This window comes from Massilia sp. Masssp94 (genome assembly GCF_059491305.1).
In genome coordinates this window covers 5,397,423-5,417,646 of the sequence record NZ_CP168501.1, presented here as the reverse complement: position 1 = coordinate 5,417,646, position 20,224 = coordinate 5,397,423, and the positions used below count along the sequence as shown (strand labels likewise).

Annotated in this window: 18 protein-coding genes; 6 read left to right on the top strand and 12 right to left on the bottom strand. The window is 67.6% G+C overall.

Translation table 11 applies throughout. The annotated features are described in order from the left end of the window. Positions 1 to 15: 15 nt before the first annotated feature. Genes ccoG through ccoN form a run of 5 tightly spaced genes read right to left on the bottom strand, consistent with a single transcriptional unit; the run spans position 16 to position 4,616 of the window. Complete coding sequence (gene ccoG, locus ACEN9G_RS24090; RefSeq protein WP_483127069.1) at positions 16 to 1,425, bottom strand: cytochrome c oxidase accessory protein CcoG; 1,410 nt, start codon at positions 1,423 to 1,425, stop codon at positions 16 to 18. Continuing rightward, on the bottom strand, positions 1,422 to 2,363 hold the full coding sequence (ccoP, locus tag ACEN9G_RS24085; RefSeq protein WP_413340842.1) for a cytochrome-c oxidase, cbb3-type subunit III: 942 nt from the start codon (positions 2,361 to 2,363) through the stop codon (positions 1,422 to 1,424). Before ccoP ends, ccoG begins: the two co-directional genes overlap by 4 nt. Beyond that, complete coding sequence (locus tag ACEN9G_RS24080) at positions 2,356 to 2,526, bottom strand: CcoQ/FixQ family Cbb3-type cytochrome c oxidase assembly chaperone (protein WP_413340844.1); 171 nt, start codon at positions 2,524 to 2,526, stop codon at positions 2,356 to 2,358. The genes ccoP and ACEN9G_RS24080 overlap by 8 nt, the downstream gene beginning before the upstream one ends. Before the next feature lies 1 nt (position 2,527). Further along, positions 2,528 to 3,142 carry a cytochrome-c oxidase, cbb3-type subunit II gene (ccoO, locus tag ACEN9G_RS24075; RefSeq protein WP_413340846.1) on the bottom strand — a complete coding sequence of 205 codons (615 nt, stop codon included), beginning with the start codon at positions 3,140 to 3,142 and terminating at the stop codon, positions 2,528 to 2,530. A gap of 22 nt (positions 3,143 to 3,164) precedes the next feature. Further along, on the bottom strand, positions 3,165 to 4,616 hold the full coding sequence (gene ccoN / locus ACEN9G_RS24070) for a cytochrome-c oxidase, cbb3-type subunit I (protein ID WP_413340848.1): 1,452 nt from the start codon (positions 4,614 to 4,616) through the stop codon (positions 3,165 to 3,167). Between the two features lie 207 nt (positions 4,617 to 4,823). Between ccoN and ACEN9G_RS24065 the strand changes: the two genes are divergently transcribed. Continuing rightward, positions 4,824 to 5,222, top strand: a complete 399-nt coding sequence (locus ACEN9G_RS24065; protein ID WP_413340850.1) for a TraR/DksA family transcriptional regulator — start codon at positions 4,824 to 4,826, stop codon at positions 5,220 to 5,222. Positions 5,223 to 5,377: 155 nt separating this feature from the next. On the opposite strand, the gene ACEN9G_RS24060 is transcribed toward ACEN9G_RS24065, so the two are convergent. The 6 genes from ACEN9G_RS24060 to ACEN9G_RS24035 all read right to left on the bottom strand — a co-directional run bounded on the left by ACEN9G_RS24060 (position 5,378) and on the right by ACEN9G_RS24035 (position 12,005). Beyond that, entirely contained in the window at positions 5,378 to 5,518 is a 141-nt protein-coding gene (locus ACEN9G_RS24060; RefSeq protein ID WP_413340851.1) for a cbb3-type cytochrome oxidase assembly protein, read from the bottom strand. 137 nt (positions 5,519 to 5,655) lie between these two features. Next, a complete protein-coding gene (ccoS, locus tag ACEN9G_RS24055) occupies positions 5,656 to 5,796 on the bottom strand; it encodes a cbb3-type cytochrome oxidase assembly protein CcoS (RefSeq protein WP_036240176.1) in 141 nt (46 codons plus the stop codon). Then, positions 5,796 to 8,195, bottom strand: coding sequence for a heavy metal translocating P-type ATPase (locus ACEN9G_RS24050; RefSeq protein ID WP_483127068.1), 2,400 nt, complete (start codon positions 8,193 to 8,195; stop codon positions 5,796 to 5,798). Before ACEN9G_RS24050 ends, ccoS begins: the two co-directional genes overlap by 1 nt. Beyond that, positions 8,192 to 8,938, bottom strand: coding sequence for a sulfite exporter TauE/SafE family protein (locus tag ACEN9G_RS24045; protein WP_483127067.1), 747 nt, complete (start codon positions 8,936 to 8,938; stop codon positions 8,192 to 8,194). The genes ACEN9G_RS24050 and ACEN9G_RS24045 overlap by 4 nt, the downstream gene beginning before the upstream one ends. Positions 8,939 to 8,942: 4 nt before the next feature. Beyond that, the gene (gene hemN, locus ACEN9G_RS24040) at positions 8,943 to 10,352 is read right to left on the bottom strand and encodes an oxygen-independent coproporphyrinogen III oxidase (RefSeq protein ID WP_413343340.1); all 1,410 of its coding nucleotides are present in this window, start codon (positions 10,350 to 10,352) and stop codon (positions 8,943 to 8,945) included. A 102-nt stretch (positions 10,353 to 10,454) separates the two neighbouring features. Continuing rightward, positions 10,455 to 12,005 (bottom strand): methyl-accepting chemotaxis protein, encoded by a 1,551-nt coding sequence (locus ACEN9G_RS24035; protein ID WP_413343341.1) that lies wholly within the window; start codon positions 12,003 to 12,005, stop codon positions 10,455 to 10,457. Positions 12,006 to 12,234: 229 nt separating this feature from the next. Between ACEN9G_RS24035 and ACEN9G_RS24030 the strand changes: the two genes are divergently transcribed. Together ACEN9G_RS24030 and ACEN9G_RS24025 are read left to right on the top strand one after the other, a co-directional pair. Next, complete coding sequence (locus ACEN9G_RS24030) at positions 12,235 to 16,260, top strand: Pls/PosA family non-ribosomal peptide synthetase (RefSeq protein WP_483127066.1); 4,026 nt, start codon at positions 12,235 to 12,237, stop codon at positions 16,258 to 16,260. Then, complete coding sequence (locus ACEN9G_RS24025) at positions 16,260 to 16,847, top strand: 4'-phosphopantetheinyl transferase family protein (protein WP_483127065.1); 588 nt, start codon at positions 16,260 to 16,262, stop codon at positions 16,845 to 16,847. Before ACEN9G_RS24030 ends, ACEN9G_RS24025 begins: the two co-directional genes overlap by 1 nt. Positions 16,848 to 16,871: 24 nt before the next feature. Here ACEN9G_RS24025 and ACEN9G_RS24020 read toward each other — a convergent pair whose 3' ends face one another. Next, positions 16,872 to 17,321: a carboxymuconolactone decarboxylase family protein gene (locus ACEN9G_RS24020; RefSeq protein ID WP_413345022.1), complete on the bottom strand. Its 450-nt coding sequence runs from the start codon at positions 17,319 to 17,321 to the stop codon at positions 16,872 to 16,874. 165 nt (positions 17,322 to 17,486) lie between these two features. Here ACEN9G_RS24020 and sigJ point away from each other — a divergent pair, with 165 nt between their 5' ends. The 3 genes from sigJ to ACEN9G_RS24005 all read left to right on the top strand — a co-directional run bounded on the left by sigJ (position 17,487) and on the right by ACEN9G_RS24005 (position 20,110). Further along, positions 17,487 to 18,362 (top strand): RNA polymerase sigma factor SigJ, encoded by an 876-nt coding sequence (gene sigJ / locus ACEN9G_RS24015; protein ID WP_413345020.1) that lies wholly within the window; start codon positions 17,487 to 17,489, stop codon positions 18,360 to 18,362. A gap of 101 nt (positions 18,363 to 18,463) precedes the next feature. Further along, positions 18,464 to 18,826 (top strand): hypothetical protein, encoded by a 363-nt coding sequence (locus ACEN9G_RS24010; protein ID WP_413345018.1) that lies wholly within the window; start codon positions 18,464 to 18,466, stop codon positions 18,824 to 18,826. A 42-nt stretch (positions 18,827 to 18,868) separates the two neighbouring features. After that, entirely contained in the window at positions 18,869 to 20,110 is a 1,242-nt protein-coding gene (locus ACEN9G_RS24005) for a metal-dependent hydrolase (protein WP_483127064.1), read from the top strand. Positions 20,111 to 20,224: the final 114 nt, after the last annotated feature.

Here is a 20,224-nt window from a genome sequence, read left to right as displayed (position 1 = left end):
TCTATCCTTATTAGTTCAGCGCGGCACGATGAAGACGGCCTTCTCGGTCACGCGCAGTGCCGGATCGTCCTGCGCCGTCACGGTGAACGTCAGCGCATTCGATCCCGTGCGTGCGGCGCCATGGTCCACGCGCACGCGCAGGGGCACCGCACGCGCGGAGGCGCCGTCGAGCTCGACGAGGTCTTCGTCGGCGATCGCGGCCGACGGGATGCCGGAGACGCCGATGTGGAACAGGTGCGGACGCTCGCCCGTGTTCATCAGCTGCAGGCGGTACACGTTCTCGATCTTGCCGTCTTCGACTTCGCGGCCCATCGAGCCGCGGTCGCGGATCACGTCCAGCTTCAGCGGCGTGCGCAGCGCCAGCGCGGTGCCCAGGCCCGCCGCCATCAGGACGAACACGAGGCCGTAGCCGAGCGTGCGCGGGCGCAGCAGGCGGGCGCGGATCTGCTTCGCGTTCCAGCCGCCGGCGAGTGCGTTCTCGGTCGAATAGCGGATCAGGCCACGGGGCCTGCCTACCTTGTCCATCACGCCGGAACAGGCGTCGATGCAGGCAGCGCAGCCGATGCATTCGTACTGCAGGCCGTCGCGGATGTCGATGCCGACGGGGCAGACCTGCACGCACAGCGAGCAGTCGATGCAGTCGCCTCGGCGGTCGCCACCGTTTGCGCTGTCGCGCGCAGCATTGCGTTCCATCTTGCGCGGTTCGCCGCGCGCCGTGTCGTAGCTGACGATCAGCGTGTCGCGGTCGAACATCGCGCTCTGGAAGCGGGCGTACGGACACATGTACTTGCACACCTGCTCGCGCATCCAGCCCGCATTGCCGTACGTGGCGAAGCCGTAGAACAGGATCCAGAACGCTTCCCACGGGCCGAGGCCCAGGTGCGCCACCGCGTCGCCCAGCGCGCGGATCGGCGTGAAATAGCCGACGAAGGTAAAGCCCGTCCACAGCGCGACCGTGCCCCAGGCGAGGTGCTTGGCGCCGCGCTTGCCCAGCTTTTCCAGTGTCCACGGCTGGCGGTCGAGGCGGATGCGCGCACTGCGGTCGCCTTCGATGCGGCGCTCGATCCACAGGAAGATCTCCGTGTAGACCGTCTGCGGGCAGGCATAGCCGCACCACACGCGCCCCGCCACGGCGGTCACGAGGAAGAGGCCGTACGCGCAGATGATCAGCAGGCCCGCGAGATAGATGAAATCCTGCGGCCACAGCACGAGGCCGAACAGGTGGAACTTGCGCGCGCCCAGGTCGAACAGCACGGCCTGGCGGCCGTGCATGGACAGCCACGGCAGGCCGTAGAACAGCGCCTGCGTGAGCCAGACGCAGGCCCAGCGCAGGGTGGCGAACGGGCCCTTCACCTCGCGCGGATGGATGTCCTCGCGCCTGGCGTACATCTTGATGACCGCCTCCTTGGGCGCGCGCGCGTTCATTTTGCCGCCACCTCGCGGGGCGTGCCCGGCGTGTTGGACAGCGACCAGACGTAGGCGGCCAGCACGTGCGCCTTGCCTTCGCCGAGGAATTCGCCCCACGCGGGCATCGTGTTGTTGCGGCCCTTGCGGATCGTCTCCATGATCGTCTCCGCGCTGCCGCCGTACAGCCATACCTTGTCGGTCAGGTTCGGCGCGCCCAGCATCGGATTGCCGTGCGCGTCGGGGCCGTGGCATGCGGCGCAGGCGGCGAACTTCGGCTTGCCGAAGGCGACCTTGATCGGGTCGGCCGGCGCGCCGGAGAGACTCATCACGTAGTGCGCGACGTTTTCCACGTCGTTGTCCGAGCCGAGCGCCGCCCCCATCGGCGGCATCTGGCCGTTGCGGCCCTTCATGATCGTTTCCTTGATCACCGACGGTTCCCCGCCGTACAGCCAATCGGTATCCGTCAGGTTCGGGTAGCCCTTGTTGCCGCGCGCATCCGAGCCGTGGCATTGCGCGCAGTACGTGAGGAACAGGCGCTCGCCGATGGCGTGGGCCTGCGGATCGCCTGCCACGTCCTTGAGGTCGCGCTTCAGGTATTGCGCGAACAGGGGGCCGTAGTCGGCATCGGCCTTCGCCAGTTCCTGCCTGTACGCGCCGGCCGATTGCCAGCCGAGGCGGCCCGCATAGCTGCCGAGGCCCGGATACAGCACCAGGTAGCCGATGGCGAACAGGATCGTCAGGTAGAACATGAACATCCACCAGCGCGGCATCGGCGTGTTCAGTTCCGTCAGGTCCTCGTCCCACACGTGGCCCGTCGTCTTTTCGGGCTGGCCGTGTTCGTCCAGGCGCACCTTGTGGCGCGACTGCGACCACAGCAGGATCGCGCAGCCCGCGATGCCCAGCACCGTGATCAGGACGATGTACCAGTTCCAGAAACCGCTCGTGAAGTCAGACATAGTCGTCCTCCACTTCTTCATCGGCAAAGGGCAGCGCGGCCGTCGCGGCGAAATCCGGTTCCTTGCGCAGCAGGAAGGTCCAGGCGAGGATGCCCAGGAAGGTGGTGAAACTCACGACCGTCATCACGCGACTCGCGTCGTCGAATATATGTTGGATGGCCATCTCAATTCCTCGATTTGATTTGCGTGCCGAGACCCTGCAGGTAGGCGACCAGCGCGTCCTGCTCGGTCTTGTCGGCCAGCTGCGCCGGCGCGTCCTTGATGTCCTGCTCCGTGTACGGGACGTTCAGGCGCTGCATCGCGCGCATCTTCGGCACGATCGACTGCGGGTCCAGTTTCGCCGTGGCGAGCCACGGATAGCCGGGCATGTTCGATTCCGGCACGACGTCGCGCGGGTTGTCGAGGTGCGTGCGGTGCCACTCGTCCGAGTAGCGGCCGCCGACGCGCGCCAGGTCGGGGCCGGTGCGCTTGGAGCCCCACTGGAACGGGTGGTCGTAGACGAATTCGCCCGCGACCGAATAATGGCCGTAGCGCTCCGTCTCGGCGCGGAACGGGCGGATCATCTGCGAGTGGCAGTTGTAGCAGCCTTCGCGGATGTAGACGTCGCGGCCCGCGAGGCGCAGCGGCGAATACGGCTTCAGGCCGGCGACGGGTTCGGTGGTCGAATGCTGGAAGAACAGCGGCACGATCTCGACGAGGCCGCCGAACGAGACCACGACCAGCACGAGGCCGATCAGCAGCCAGGGGTTCTTCTCGATCCACTCATGGGTGAATTTCATGGTTATGCTCCTGCGTGTTCTATCAGGCGTGTTCCGGGACCGCATGCGTCGTGCCATGCGAAGGCAGTGCGGGGATGCGCGCGTCGACGGACTTCGTGCCGCGCATCGTCAGCCACGTGTTGTACGCCATCAGGCACATGCCGGTCAGGTACATCAGGCCGCCGCCGAAACGGATCACGTAGTACGGATACGTCGCCTTGACGCCTTCGACGAAGGTGTAGGTCAGCGTGCCGTCCGGGTTCACGGCGCGCCACATCAGGCCCTGCATCACGCCGGCGATCCACATCGCGGCGATGTACAGCACGATGCCGATGGTGCCGAGCCAGAAGTGCGTCTCGACGAGCGCCATGCTGGCCATCTGCTTCTTGCCGGCGAGGCGCGGGATCAGGTAGTACAGGGAACCCATCGTGATGAAACCGACCCAGCCCAGCGCGCCGCCGTGCACGTGGGCGATGCCCCAGTCCGTGTAGTGCGACAGCGAGTTGATCGTCTTGATCGACATCATCGGGCCTTCGAACGTGGCCATACCGTAGAACGACAGAGACACGATCATGAATTTCAGCAGCGGGTCCGAGCGCAGCTTGTGCCACGCGCCGGACAGGGTCATGATCCCGTTGATCATGCCGCCCCACGACGGCGCCAGCAGGATCAGCGAGAACACCATGCCGATCGACTGCGTCCAGTCGGGCAGCGCCGTGTAGTGCAGGTGGTGCGGACCGGCCCACATGTAGGTGAAGATCAGGGCCCAGAAGTGCACGATCGACAGGCGGTACGAGTACACCGGACGCTCGGCCTGCTTCGGGATGAAGTAGTAGACCATGCCCAGGTAGCCGGCCGTGAGGATGAAACCGACGGCGTTATGGCCGTACCACCACTGGATCATCGCGTCCTGCACGCCGGCGTACATCGAGTACGACTTGAACAGCGTGACGGGCATCGACATGCCGTTGACGATGTGGAGGATGGCCACCGCGAGGATGTAGCCGCCGAAGAACCAGTTGGCGACGTAGATGTGCTGCACGCGGCGCTTGACGATGGTGCCGAAGAAGACGACGGCGTACGCGACCCACACGACGGCAATCAGGATGGCGATCGGCCATTCCAGCTCGGCGTATTCCTTGCCGCGCGTGAAGCCCAGCGGCAGCGTGATGGCGGCCGCCATGAGCACCGCCTGCCAGCCCCAGAACGTGAAGGCGGCCAGCCGGTCGGAGAACAGCCGCACCTGGCAGGTGCGCTGCACGACGTAGTACGACGTGGCGAACAGGCCGCAGATGCCGAACGCGAAGATCACCGCGTTCGTGTGCAGCGGCCGCAGGCGGCCGTACGTGAGCCACGGGATATCGAAGTTCAATGCCGGCCAGGCGAGCTGCGCGGCAATCCACACGCCCGCGAGCATGCCGATCACGCCCCAGACGACAGTTGCGACGGCAAACTGGCGCACGATCTTGTAGTTATAGTTTAGACTGCTGTCCAAGGTGCACTCCCTGAAGAATAAGAAAGACGACACCGTCAGGGTAGGTTTCCTGGGGGTTCCAAATCCTTGATGTGAATCAAAAATTCCAGATTGGGTCCAAGGAAGGAGCCGGCTTCTTCCTCGATGTTGCTGAAAGCAGACTGGCGTTTTGAACGGACGATATGAAGTGCGTCAAACATGACGCTCACAACGAAGAGGACGAGGACCATGCCGCCAATTTCACCTAAACTCCACGAGCAACTCGGCCAGCGCCTGCACAAGGCGCGCGAGGATGCGCTGGCCGCCGTGCGTGCGCGCACGGATGGCGATACCGACGACCGCCCGGCGATCTCGCCGAATGCCCATATGGGCCAGAACGACGACGCGCCGGCGGGCGAGATGCTCAGCCATAACGAGGAACACCTGGCCGAACACGAAGCGAACCTGCTGCACGAGATCGACGCGGCGATCGGGCGCCTGGAATCGGGCGCGATCGGGATCTGCGAGTCGTGCGGGCGCGATATTCCGGAAGCGCGGTTGCTGGCGACGCCGACGGTGCGGACGTGTATCGCTTGCCAGGAGCGGATCGAGAAGGAACAGCGGACGGGCCGTGGGCCGAGCATGTAATACCTTCGCTTGCGCGGATCACCGTCATCCCCGCGCAGGCGGGGACCCATACTGAGCCTCTGAAGTCGAACGCCGAGATCCGCCCGGGTGTTTCCGACGTACTGAATGCTGATCTTCAGCATGGGTTCCCGCCTGCGCGGGAACGACGGAGTCCGTCAATCGTCGTCGCCGAGAATCCGCAACGCCGGCCCTTCGAGATCGTCGAACTGCCCGCTGTCCGCCGCCCCGAAGAAGACCCGCACCGCGTGCCAGGAGCGGATCGAGAAGGAACAGCGGACGGGCCGCGGGCCGAGCATGTAACGTCGTCCCCGCGCACGCGGGGACCCATACTGAGCCTCTGAAGTCGAACGCCGAGATCCGCCCGGGTGTTTCCGACGTACTGAATGCTGATCTTCAGCATGGGTTCCCGCCTGCGCGGGAACGACGGAGTCCGTCAATCGTCGTCGCTGAGAATCCGCAACGCCGGTCCCTCCAGATCGTCGAACTGCCCGCTGTCCGCCGCGCCGAAAAAGATCCACACTGCGAACGCAACGAGCATCACGCTCAGCGGCACCAGCAAATACAAGGCTTCCATTATGACTCCCTCCTCAGCCGTGCCGCGTTGAGCACCACGAGCGCCGAACTCGCGGCCATCCCCACGCCCGACAGCCACGGATTCAGCAGGCCGCTCGCCGCCGCCGGAATCGCCGCCACGTTGTACAGCATCGCCCACCCCAGGTTCTGGCGGATCACGCGCAAGGTGTCCGCCGCCGTGTCCAGCGCGGCCGCCAGCGGGCGCAGGCCCTCACCCAGCAGCACGCAGTCGGCGTGCAGCTGCGCCAGCTGCGCGCCCTGCCCCATCGCGAAACTCACATCGGCACCCGACAGCACGGCCGCATCGTTGATGCCGTCGCCGACCATCGCCACGACGGCGCCCTCGCGCTGCAGGCCGCGCACGACGGTCAGTTTATCTTCGGGTAACTGGTGGCCCAGCGCGTGCGCGATGCCGAGCTGCATGGCGACGTCCTGCGCGGCCTCGTCGTCGTCGCCGGACAGCAGCACGACCGTCTTGCCGGCCGCGCGCAGGCCGGCCACGACGTCGCGCGCCTCCGGCCGGATGTCGTCGACGAGGTCGAAGCGCGCGACCCAGCCGGATGTGGTGCCCAGCCACACAGCCGTGACGCCGCCCGGCTGGCCGCCCGGGACGCCGCCGCGCGCGATGCCGGCCACGAACGCGGCGTTGCCGAGACGGTAACGGCGGCCGCCGATCTCGCCCTCGATGCCTTTGCCGACGACCTGGTTGACCAGGTTCGCGACCAGCGCGGCCGGCCCGGCCGCGTCGCGGAGCGCCTGCGCCAGCGGATGCGCGCTGCCCGCTTCCAGCGCGGCGGCCAGCTGCAGCGCCATGCGCCGGCTCGCGCCGCCGAACGTTACCGTCTGGCGCAGCACGGGGTGGCCGTAGGTCAGCGTGCCCGTCTTGTCGAACACGACGTGCGTCGCACGGCCCAGTGTTTCCAGCACATGCGGCTTGACGGCCAGCGCGCCTCTACGCAGCAGGCGGTCGGTGGCGGCGGCGAGCGCCGTCGGCGTCGCCAGCGACAGCGCGCACGGACACGACACGACGAGCACCGCGATCGCCGCCGGCCACGCGCGCGCCGGATCGACGAGATACCAGCCCGCGCACACGACGACCGTCAGCACCAGCAGCGCGAGCACGAACCACGCGCCGACGCGGTCGGCCCACAACGCCAGCGCGGGCTTGTCCTGCCCGGCGCGCTCGACGAGGCGCACCAGCAGCGCCAGCGTGCTGTCGCGCGCACTGCTCGTCACGCGCACGACGATCGCCTGCGCGACGTTGACCGCGCCGCCGGGCAGTGGCGCGCCCGGCCCCAGCGCGCGCGTGCGGCTCTCGCCCGTCAGCAGCGCGAGGTCGACTTCCGTGTCGCCTTCCAGAATGACGCCATCGGCCGGCACGGCCTGACCGGGCGGCACGAGCACGACGTCGCCCGGCACGAGCGCGCCGGCGGGGACGGTGTCCATCGCGCGCGCGCCCGGAAAGTCGACGAAGCGCTGCGCCGTCGCGGGCCCTGCACGCTGCAGGCCCTCGAGCGCGCGCGCGGCGCGCCGGCGCGCGTCCAGCTCCAGGTAGCGGCTGCCCAGCAGCAGGAACACGAACATCGTGATCGAATCGAAGTACACGTCGCCGTGTCCGCGCACGACCGCGACGACGCTGGCGGCGGATGCGGCCAGGATGCCCAGCGCCACCGGCACGTCCATGCCCGCAACGCCGCGCCGCAAGTCCATCCAGGCACCTGCCAGGAACGGCCACGACGAGTACGCGACGGCCGGCACGGTCAGCAGCAGCGCGGCCCAGTGCATCAGCGCGCGCATGTCGGCATCCATCGTGCCGTCCGTCGCCAGGTACACGGGGACGGCGTACATCATCACCTGCATCATCGCCATGCCCGCCACGAACAGGCGGCGGAACAGTGTCTTGCGCTCCCGTTCGAGGTGGGCCGCCTGGCGCTCCGCATCGAGCGGATACGCCGTGTAGCCGATCGCGCGCAGTGCCGCGATGATGTCGCTGGCCTTCGCCACGGCGGGATCGCGGCGCACGCGCAGGCGCTCCGTCGCCACGTTCAGCAGCGCGTCCGTCACGCCGGGCAGCGCGTTCATGCGGCGTTCGATGAGCCACACGCACGCGGCGCAGCGCATGCCTTCGATGGTGAAGACGACATCGTCCCCATCGACCGCGTCGTCGTATGCGCGCAGGGCGGCCAGGCCGGCGTCATCCCCGATGCGCGCGGCGAATTCGGTGCGGTTGTCGTAATAGTCGGCGAGGCCGGCGTCCGCGATCGTCTGCGCGGCGGCGGCGCAGCCGGGGCAGCACATGGTGCGGCGTTCACCGTCGACGACGGCCGACCACGGACTCGCGGCCGGTGCCGGCTGGCCGCAGTGCCAGCACGCGGCGGTGCCGAGGACGGCCGCGCTCATGCGCCGGCTCCAGGTGCGACGCAGATCTCCTGCACCCAGCCGTGCGGCAGGCCGCCGGCCGCGCGCGCGAGGCCCAGCAGGCCGAAGCCCAGCACGAGGACGCCGCACGCGACCCGCACGCGCGGGCTCGCGAGCCAGCCGCGCAGGCGCGCGCCCATCAGGCCCAGGCCGAGCAGCATCGGCAGGGTGCCGAGGCCGAACGCCAGCATCACGAGTGCGCCGTGGAGGGCGGAACCGCTCAGCATCGCGGTGACCAGGACGCTGTAGACCATCCCGCACGGCAGCCAGCCCCATAGGCCGCCCGCGACGAACATGCGCGCGGGCCGGTCCAGCGGCCCGACTCTTTTCAGCAGGGGCTGCACGCCGCGCCACACGAAGCGGCCGCCCTGCTCCAGGCGCGCGAGGCCGCGCCACGCATCCATCAGGTAGAGGCCCAGCGCGGCCAGCATCAGGTTCGCGAGCCAGTACGCGCCTGCCTGCAGCGCCGGCAGTCTGGCGAGCGCCTGCGCGCCTTGTGCGAAGCCGCCGGCCAGCCCGCCCGCGACCATGTAGCTGCCGATCCGCCCCGCGTTGTAGGCAAGGACGTTGGCGACGGGCGCCCGCCTGGTCGCTACCCGCACGGGGATGACCCGTCCGACGGAAGGCGCCACCGACAGCGCGCCCACGATCCCGCCGCACATGCCGGCGCAGTGGACGCTGCCCAGCAGGCCTACCACGAAGACGGGAAGGAGCGCGACGTTCATGGGGTCACACCGTCCTGGAATGCGCGGCCGGGCCGCGCGTGGCGAGATAGCGGTCGAACACCATGCACACGTTGCGGATCAGCAGGCGCCCTTTCAACGTGACGCTGATCCAGTCCGGCGCGAGTTCGACGAGGCCGTCGCGCTCCAGTTCCGCCAGCTGCGCCATCTCGCGGGCGAAATAGGCGTGGAACGCGATCGGGAACGCGAGTTCGATGGTGCTGATCGACAGCTCGAACTGGCACATCAGCTTCTGGATGATCGTGCGGCGCAGCGCATCGTCCATCGACAGCCGCGCACCGCGCGCCACCGGCAGCTCGTTGCGGTCGAGCGCATCGTAATAGGCGTCCAGCGTCTTGACGTTCTGGCTGTATGTGGCCCCGACCGCGCCGATGGCGGACACGCCGCATGCGACGAGGTCCGCGTCGGCATGCGTCGAATAGCCCTGGAAGTTGCGGTGCAGACGGCCCTGCTGCTGCGCGACGGCGAGGTCGTCGTCTGGCCGGGCGAAATGGTCCATGCCGATATACACGTAGCCCGCGGCCGTCAGGCGTTCGATGCACAGCTGGAGCATGCGCAGCTTCGTGTCGCTGTCGGGCATGTCCGCTTCAATGATGCGGCGCTGCGGCTTGAACAGGTGCGGCAGGTGCGCGTAGTGGTACACGGCGATGCGGTCCGGCGCCGCATCGATCACCTTGTCGAGCGTCGTGCGCATCGTGGCCGGCGTCTGCTTCGGCAGGCCGTAGATCAGGTCGATGCTGACGGAGCGGAAATGCGCATCGCGCGCAGCCGCGATGATGGCGCGCGTCGCGGCCTCGGGCTGGATGCGGTTGACAGCGCGCTGCACGTCCGGATCGAAGTCCTGCACGCCGACGCTGATGCGGTTGAACCCCTGGCGCCGCAGGCCGTGCACGCGCGCCGCCGATACGGTGCGCGGGTCGATCTCGATCGAGTATTCGCCGACGGCATCCGGCGCGAAACGGAAGCAGCGGCGCAGGTGCGCCATCAGGTCTGCCATCTGCGCGTCCGACAGGTAAGTCGGCGTGCCGCCGCCGAAGTGCAGCTGCTCGACCTCGTTCATGCCGGCGAACAGGCGTCCCTGCATCTCGACTTCGCGTTTCAGGTAAGCGAGATAGGTCGCCGCCTTCTCGCGGTTCTTCGTGACGATCTTGTTGCAGGCGCAGTAATAGCAGACGGTGTCGCAGAACGGAATGTGCAGGTACAGCGACAGCGGCTTGCCGCCGCCGCGCGTGCGCAGGTCCGCCACGGCGTGCAGGAAATCGCGGTAGCCGAACGATTCCGTGAAGCGGTCCGCCGTCGGATACGACGTATAGCGGGGACCGTTGCGGCTCAGCCGGGCGATCAGGTCCGCGTCGAACTCGACGACGGGCTGGAATGCGGAAACTGCATCTAACATCGGGGAAACTCCTGGGCCTGCGGCGTGAACATACAAGATGAGTCTATTGAGGCGGGGTCGCAAAATCCTTGACTTGCATCAAAAATCACCGAGGCCAGTGTGTTACCGACGTCCAAGTTTAAAAACCGACAATACCTGTCCCAGATGGCCCACCTGCTCCGCCACGCTGGCGGACGCCATGGCCGACTCCTCCACGAGGGCCGCGTTCTCGCGCGTGATGCCGTCGAGCTCGACCATCGCCCCATTCACTTCCGCGATGCCCTCGTTCTGCGCGCGCGACGCCGCCGTGATGTCGCCCATGATGGCGGCCGCGTCCTGCACGGCGCCCACGACCTGGCGCATCGTCTGGCCCGCCGCGTCGACGAGCTCGTTGCCCTGCCCGACCTGGTGCACGGAATCCTCGATCAGCGCCTTGATTTCCTTCGCCGCGCCCGCCGAGCGCTGGGCCAGGCTGCGGACTTCGCCCGCCACGACGGCGAACCCGCGCCCCTGTTCGCCCGCGCGCGCCGCTTCCACGGCGGCATTCAGCGCCAGGATGTTGGTCTGGAACGCGATGCCGTCGATCAGGCCGATGATGTCGACGATGCGCGTGGCCGAGCCGCTGATCTGGCCCATCGTCGTGCCGACTTCCAGCACGGCCGCGCCGCCGCGTCCCGCCACCCGGGAGGCTTCGCCGACCAGGTTGTCGGCGCGCTCGGCGCCGTCCGTGTTCTGGCCCGCCTTGGCCGCGATGTGGGCGAGGCTCGCGGCAGTCTGCTCCAGGCTCGCGGCCTGCGCCTCCGTGCGGCGTGCGAGGTCGTGGTTGCCCGTCGCGATGTCGCGCGTGGCCGCATGGATCGCGCCGACGCCCGTGCGCACGTCGCCGACGATCGCCGTCAGGTTGATGTTCAACTGGCGCAGCGCGAGCAGCAGGCGGCCCATCTCGTCGTCGCGTCCCCGTGCGGGCGGGCGCGACAGATCGCCCCCGGCCAGCGCGTGGACGGCCTCCAGCGCCCGGTGCATGGGCGCCACGATGGACCGGTGCAGCTCGGCCCAGGCCAGCAGGGTCAGCGCCGCCCCGGCCAGCGCCAGCAGGCGCCAGCCCCAGGCCTGGGTGGCACAGGCCAGCACGCCCATCAGCAGCGCCTGCGTGCACATCATGACGCCCAGGCGCCGGCCCAGCGGCAAGGTGCGCAGGTCCAGCAGGCGCGCCCACCACGCGGTGCGGACGACGGCGCCGCGGCGGAGCGCGAGCCCCTCGGCCCGGCCGTCGCGCAGGCGTTGATAGATCGCTTCGGCGCGTTCGACCTGGTCGCGCGCGGGACGGGTGCGGACCGACATGTAGCCCACCGTCGTCCCTTCCTGCTTGATGGGCACGACGTTTGCCACGACCCAGTAGAAATCGCCATTTTTTCGACGATTTTTCACGAGTCCTGTCCACGGTTCGCCCGCCTGCAGCGTTTGCCACAGGTCGGCGAACGCCGCAGGCGGCATGTCCGGGTGGCGGACGATGTTATGGGCCTTGCCGATCAGCTCATCTTCGGTAAAACCGCTGACTTCGATGAACGTGGGGTTGACGTAGGTGATGCGGCCTTTGGTGTCCGTCTTGGACACGATGGACTGGCCGTCATGCACCGGGTATTCGATGCCCGTGACGGGTAGGTTGGTACGCAAGCGTGGCTCCTGGCTTTTAGTGAGGAAATATTGTTTTTTGGAAATTTTATGAAATCTGGTCCGCCTAAATCCTTGATCCAGATCAAAAATGACGGATTGGCTGATGAACACGGGCGTAATGAACACATGCGCCGCCCGGCCGTTAAAATGGAGTACCCTGCGCGGATGTGGCTGCCAGGTTTGCATTTTGTGTCTTGATGAAATTCAACCAACCCCAAGATAGCCGTCGATGAACGATATCTCTCCTCTGACACGGCACCCCGATGTCCTGTACGGCCCGCACCAGCCCGAGCTGTTGCGCGACGAGATCCTGGCCGACCTGCTGGAAGCAAGCGCGGCACGCGCACCGGACCAGCCGGCCCTCATCGCCGGCGACCGCCGCCTCACGTATCGCGAGCTCGACGCCCTGTCCAGCCTGGCCGCGTCGCGCCTGATCGACGCGGGCATCCGGCCCGGCCATATCGTCGGCCTGTGGATGCCGCGCGGCATCGACCTGCTCGTCATGCAGGCGGCGATCGCCAAGGCCGGCGCCGCCTGGCTGCCGGTCGACGAGGACACGCCCGTCGAGCGCCTGCTCGTGTGCATGGACGACGCCGGCTCCCCTGCCCTCGTGAGCAGCGAGCGCATGCGCGACCGTCTCGGCACCGTGACGCAACCGATCCACACCGCCGAAACACTGCTGGCGCCCGCGCCCGACGGCTACGAACTGCGCCGCCGGAGCAAGGTCGACGGCGACGCCCCCGCCTACGTCATCTACACGTCGGGCTCGACGGGCAAGCCGAAAGGCATCCTCATCGACCAGCGCAGCATCTGCCACTTCCTGCGCAGCGAGAACGAAGTGCTGGGCGTCAAGGCCACCGACCGCGTCTACCAGGGCTTTTCGGTCGCCTTCGACATGTCGTTCGAAGAAATCTGGATTTCCTACCTCGTCGGCGCCACCTTGTGGCTCGGGCCGAAGGAGACGGCCGGCGATCCGGAGGCGCTGCCGCGCCTGCTTTCGGAGAATGGCGTCACCGTACTGCACGCGGTGCCGACCCTGCTCGCCCTGTTCGCGGACGACGTGCCCAGCCTGCGCATCATTAACCTGGGCGGAGAAATGTGTCCGGAAACGGTGGTCGAGCGTTTTTCGAAGCCGGGCCGCCAGATGTTCAACACGTATGGCCCCACGGAAGCGACCGTGTCGGCCAGCCTCGCGCGCCTGGAGCCGGGCCGGTTGATCACGATCGGCACGCCGCTGCCGAACTACGGTTTGCTGGTCATTTCCACCGAGACCGACAAGGGCCTGCAACTGCTGCCGCGCGGCGACACGGGCGAGCTGTGCATCGTCGGCCCGGGCCTGTCGGCCGGCTACCTCGGCCGCCCCGACCTGACGGCCGAGAAATTCCTCCCGAACCCGTGGAGCGCGGGACCGGACGATCCGCGCCTGTACCGCACGGGCGATCTCGCGCGCATCGAGCCGGACGGCCAGGTCGTGTGCCTGGGCCGCACGGACGACCAGGTCAAGATCCGGGGTTTTCGCGTGGAACTGGGCGAGATCGAGGCCCAGCTCGCGCAACAGGACGGCGTCGGCACGACAGCCGTGCTGCTGCGCAAGGACGACGGCATCGACCGCCTCGTCGCCTACCTCGTGCCGGCCGCCGGCGCGACGCGGGAACAGCTCGCACCGGCCACGTTGCGCCGCGCGCTGTCCGGGAAGCTGCCGCCGTACATGGTGCCGAGCCGCTTCGAACAGCTGTCCGTGATGCCGCGCCTGACGTCAGGCAAGATCGACCGCAAGGCGCTGAAGGCGATGGCCCTGTCGGCCCCGCTACCGAGCGATCCGGCCGAATCGGACGTGGCGGAAACGCCGGGCGAGGAAGCGCTGTTCGCCGCGCTGGAGAAATTGTTCCCGGGCCAGCCGATCCGCCGCGAACTGGACTTTTTCAGCGACCTGGGCGGCCACTCGTTCTTCGCCGCCCGCCTCGCCGCGGCACTGCGCGCCGACCCGCGCTTCGCCCACGTCACGGTGCGCGACATTTATTCGCAACGCCAGATCGGCGCCATCGCCTCGAGCCTGGACCAGGCCGCCGGCACGGCCGCCGTCGAGCCCGACTGGACGCCGCCGTCGGAAGCGCGCCGCTGGCTGTGCGGCATCGCCCAGCTGGCGACCGTGCCCGTGCTGATCACGCTGCGCATGGCCCAATGGCTGGCGCCGTTCTTCACGTACCACTTCTTCACGGGCGACCCGGGCGACTCCGTGGCGCGTGCCATCGCCGCGTCGATAGTCGTGTTCCTGCTCGCGACCCTGCTGGAATTCGTCTTCGCCATCGGGGGCAAGTGGCTCGTCGCGGGCCGCCTGAAACCCGGCGTGTATCCGCTGTGGGGCGCGACCTATTTCCGCTGGTGGCTCGCGGACCGCCTCGTCGAGGCGGCCCCGACCTATTTGCTGGCCGGCTCGTCGCTGTACGGCTGGTATTTGCGCCTGCTGGGCGCGAAGATCGGGCATGACGTCGTGATCGGCTCGCTGACGATCCGCGCGCCCGACCTGCTCGCCATCGGCGCCAACGTCAGCATCGGCAATGCCGTCAACTTCGAGAACGCGCGCGTGGAACGGGGCCGGTTGATCCTCGGCCGCATCGCGCTCGACGACGACGCCTGCGTGTCGTCGTACGCGATCCTGGAAGGCAATACGCAGGTGGGCCGGCGCGGCCACCTGGAGGGACAATCCGCGCTGCCGGATGGAGGGATTGTCCCCGCCGGCCGCGTCTGGAACGGCTCGCCCGCGCGCGACGCCGGCGCGTTCGACCCGTCGACCCTGCCGCCGCGCCCGCGCGTCAGCCGTGCCCGCCTCGCCGGCGAAGCCCTGTTCTTCGTGTTCGGCATGCTGCTCGTCGCCACGCTGTTCTTCATGCCCGTGTTCCCCAGCTTCGTGCTGATCGACTGGTTCGACGAACGGGGCACCCTGCCGATCCTCGCGCAGAACTCGATCCAGGGCCAGCTGCTGCGCTACTTCGTGCTGGCACTGCCCGCGTCCGCCGTGCTGATCGCGCTGACGATGCTCGTGTCGGCCGCCATCCGCTGGGGCTTCCTGCCCCGCATGATGCCGGGGCGCTCGGCCGTGCACAGCAACGCGTACTGTAAGAAATGGCTCGTGAGCCATATCCAGGAATCGAGTTTGAACGTCCTGCACGGCATCTACGCGACCGTGTTCGCGCCGTTCTGGTACCGCCTGCTGGGCGCGAAGGTCGGCCGCGACGCCGAGATCTCGACGGCGCTGGGCGTCGTCCCCGACATGCTGACGCTGGGCGACGAGACCTTCATCGCCGACGCCGTCATGCTGGGCGACGAGCAGATCGACGGCGGCTGGATGACGATGGAAGCGACGGTCGTCTCGAACCGCAGCTTCGTCGGCAACGGCAGCTACATCCCGGACGGCACCGTGCTGCCGGAAGGCGTCCTTGTGGGCGTGCACACGCATGCGCCCGCGAACGAGCGTATGACGGGCGGCGACACGTGGCTCGGCTCGCCGCCGATCCACCTGCCCGCGCGCGAACAGGTCAGCGGCTACCCGGAACACCTGACCTACCGCCCGTCGCCGGCGCGCCGCCTGGGCCGCGCGCTCGTGGAAGCGTTCCGCATCGTCGCGCCGCACGCGGTCGTCATCGCCGTCGGCTACACGGTCGTGCTGGACCTGATGCCGATCGCCGGGGCCGGCCGCTGGGGCGAAGTGATCTGGGACCTCGCCCTGATCAGCCTCGCCTACGGCATCGGCAACTATCTGTTCGTGCTCGCGTTCAAATGGCTGCTGCTGGGCCGCTACAAGAAGCGGGCCGAGCCGATGTGGACGCCGTTCGTCTGGCTGTCCGAAGGCGTCACGAACATGTACGAAGGCATCGCCGTGCCCAACTTCATGCGCTACCTGCGCGGCACGCCCTGGCTGCCGGTCGCGTTCGGCCTGCTCGGCTGCCGCATCGGCCGCGGCGTCTACATGGACACGACGGACATCACGGAATTCGACTGCGTGACGATCGGCGACCATAGCGAGCTGAACGCGCTGTCCTGTCCGCAGACCCATTTGTTCGAAGACCGGGTGATGAAGATCGATCACGTCGACATCGGCAGCAAGGTGTACCTGGGCCCGCGCAGCGCCGTGCTGTACAGCGCGAAGGTCGGGGACAATGCCCGCATCGGGCCGCTGACCCTTGTCATGAAGGGCGAGCACATTCCGGCCGCGACGAGCTGGAACGGGTTGCCGGCGGCGCCGCAGCGCGTGTGATGGATCGCGCATTGCCCGTGCGCTGGTGGGACGGCGGCGGATTCGCGGACGCGCCTTTCGACGCGGCCATGCACGTCGTCGGCGTGCGCGGGCAACCTGACCGCGCGACGGCCCGGCGCACGATCCGTTCGGCGCTGCTGGCCGCGCTGGCGCAGGCGAGCGGGCTCTCGCCGTCGTCGATCCGGCTGTGTGGTGCGCCGGGCGAGGCGCCCTGGGCGCTGCTCGACGATGGCCGCCGCGTCGCGCTGTCGATCAGCCACGACGGCGACCTGTCCGTGGCGGCCCTGCGGCTGGATGGCGGCGCCGTCGGCATCGACGTTATGCAGGTCACCGACGTCCCGGACTGGCAAGCCGTCGCCCGCGACTATCTCGGCCCGGCGGCCGCGGCGACGCTGGCCGGCGTGCCCGCGTTCGCGCGCGCGTGGAGCGAGCGCGAAGCCAGGCTCAAATGCCGGGGGCTGGCGCTAGCGGAATGGGGGGGCTGCGACGAACCCCTGCTGGCGGCGTGCACCTGCCTGTCATTGGTGCTGCCGGACGGTTACGCGGGTACCGTCGCGGTGCTGCCCGCGCCATGTCCGCAGCGCTGACGGTCCGTCGGCACCGGCGCCGTTTCAGGCCTTTGCGCGCGGTTTCAACCGGAAGCTGATGCCCATGCGATTGATCGCGTTCATGGCCGCGATCACGATCGTCAGTTCGACCAGGGCCTGTTCTCCAAACGCGGCCAATGCCGCCGCGTAGGCCGCGTCCGATGCATGGGTCTCGCTCACGCGCGTCACTTCCTCCGTCCACGCCAGGGCCGCCCGTTCCTCGTCCGAAAACAGATAGGCGGCTTCTTCCCATACCGGCACCAGTACAATCTTGTCGACGGACATCCCGTGTTTGATGAGATCGCGGGTATGGACGTCGATGCAATGTGCGCAACCATTCAATTGGGACGTCCTGAGGAAAACAAGGTGTATGAGTCCCGGTTCCAGACCCGAGCCCGTCGTTACGTAATGGTGGAGTGCTCCCAGCGCCTTGGCGCCTTCCTGCGACACTTGAAACCAGTTTGCGCGATTCATCGTGCGTTTTCCTTTCATGCGGTGATTGGTCATGCGGTTGGCAACCCTGCCCGCCGCTTTCCACAAGACGTGCGACCGCGCGCCGCCGTGACACACCGGACGGATCCGTCACAACGGTCGGTGCCGGATCGTCTAGTCAGTATTGTTCAAGTCCCTGGGGTAGCCATGAAGTCTGCCGACCTGCTTGTGTTCGAAGCATTACGCCCACGTCTTTTCCTGATTGCCTATCGTATGCTCGGCATGCGCGCCGACGCAGAAGACGTCGTCCAGGACGCCTGGCTGCGGTACAGCGCAAGCGTGCGTGACGACGTCAGGTCGGCCGAGGCCTGGCTGGTGACCATCACGACGCGACTGTCGATCGACCGCCTGCGCAGCCGGAAAACCGAGCGTGACGCCTACACCGGCTGGTGGCTTCCGGAACCCGTCGTCGAGATCGTCGAAGACACGCCCGAGGCCGCTGCCGAATTGGCCAGCGATGTCTCCGTCGCCATGCTCTGGGTGCTGGAACGGCTCACGCCGGAAGAGCGGGCCGCATTCCTGATGCGCAAAGTATTCGACCAGGATTATGGTGACGTCGCGGCCATGCTTGGCAAAAGCGAAGCCGCGTGCAGGCAATTGGTCCACCGCGCCCAGGAACGGATACGCCAGGAGAGTCCGCGTTTCACGGTCTCGAAGTCGATGCATCGCGTCGTCCTCGAACAATTCATGCAGGCGGCCGCCAACGCCGATCGCGCTGCGATGAAGACGCTCCTGTCGGCCGATGTCGAATTCCGGGCGGACGGCGGAGGAAAAGTGGAGTCCCTGCACAAGGTCCTCATCGGGACAGGACGCGTAGCAGGGCTGTATTGGGCGGTTGACAATGCGTTCCGCGATCGGGTTGTCTACAAGATGGCACGTGTGAACGGCGAACCGGGACTGGTTCGTTACATCGATGGGAAAGTCGAATCCGTGCAGTCGTTTTGCATTCACGACGGCACCATTTCGCGTATATATGTAGTGCGGAATCCAGACAAATTGCAGGGAATCCCTTTACTGCAGTAATGTTCGAGGCCGCGGCAGGTTTTCCTGAGTGCATGTATACTTGTGGCATTCGCGCATCGTCGCATTTTCTGCCGACGATGGCACAGCTTGCCTGAGTTCCAATGAAATTACGCCAACTTACCGTTTTCCTGGGTGGATACCTCGCGACCGTCGTCGTTCTTGCCCGCCTCCACAACAGCTTTTCCGGGATCGCCTCGACCGCCGTCATCGCCATCTGCCTCGCCATCGCGCTGCTGATCGGCTTCGCGGCCGGCACGTCGGAAACGGCTGCACGGCATAGCGCGGCGTTCGTGCTCGCCTCATTCTGCGGCGCGGTCACGATCCTGCTGTCGTTCTACGCGCGGACGGCCGGCGTCGCCCTCGTCGCCCTGCCTTACGTCTTCTTCTGGACGAACGCTGCCTGGCTGGGCTTGCAAGCGGCCCGGATCTGCCGGACCGCGTTGAACGCACCGTCGGCGCAGTAAGCAGTTCGATCCGCCAGCTTGCGGTTTGGGTAAGATTGCAGGATGGATAATCTCACCCACTCCGTCGTCGGCCTCGGCATCGGCGCGCTGATCGACCGCAGCGTGCCTGCCGAGCCCGCATCCGACGCGCAGCGCGTCCGCACGCGCCTGCTCCTCACCATCGGCTGCCTCGCCAGCAATTTCCCCGACCTGGACCTCGTGCTCACGAAGCTGCTCGAGGCACCGCTGGGCTATCTGTTGCATCACCGCGGCCATACGCACACATTGCTGGCGGCACTCGGCGAAGTTGCCTTGTTGCTGGGCCTGGTCTGGCTGCTGTGGCCGGCGGCGCGCGGACTGCTGCGCACCAGCCCGCGCGCCCGGTTCGCGGCGCTCCTGATGGCCTGCGTGGGCATGGTGCTGCACATCTCGATGGACGGACTCAACGTCTACGGCGTGCATCCATTCTGGCCGTTCGATGCGCGCTGGTATTACGGCGACCTCATCTTCATCGTCGAACCCGTGTTCTGGATCGCGTTCGGCATCCCGCTCGCCCTCATGGCGAGGGGACCGGTATGGCGCGGACTGCTGCTGGCCCTGCTGGTCGGCGTGCCCGTCGCCGTCACGTTCGCCGGGTTCCTGCAATGGGGTTCGCTGGCCGGGCTGCTGGCCCTCGGCGGCACCCTGGCGTGGATTGCACGCTGGCGGGCGCGGCGAGCCGGCGGCGACCGTGGCCGCACCGCACTGGCTGCCGGGCTGGCCGCGGCGCTCGCCTTCGTCCTCGTCCAGGCGGCGGCCATGCACACGGCCCGGGACACGGTCGCTGCCGCCATCGCCCGCCTCGATCCGGGCGAGCGCCTGCTCGATACGGCCCTGTCCGCCTATCCCGCCAATCCGCTGTGCTGGTCGTTCGTGACGGTGGCCACCGATGCCGCGCACGGCAGCTATCACCTGCGCCGCGGCCAGCTCAGCGTCGCACCGGGCATCACGCCGGTCGCGTCCTGCCCGGCCGGGATCGCGGGCCGTGCCGCCGGCGCCGATGCGCAACTGGCCTGGCAAGGGGACGCTCGTGACAGCCTTGCGCGACTTCACGACCTGCAACAGAACAATTGCCACTTCAACGCCTGGATGCGGTTCGCCCGCGCGCCGGCCATCGACGGCACGACGGCGACGGATGCGCGCTGGAGCCCGCTGGGCAGCGCCAATTTCTCGACGCTGGCCTATGCCCACCTCGCAGATACGCCCTGCCCCCGTCCCATGCCGGACTGGGGCTATCCGCGCGCGGACCTGTTGCGGCAGCCTTGAACACAGCGGGGGCACAAGAATGTGCCATAACGTGACACATCGTCGCGCTCGCTGGCGGCCAACATGTGGCCCGGATATTGCTCGAGGATCAACCACCTTCACAACCAGGGAGAT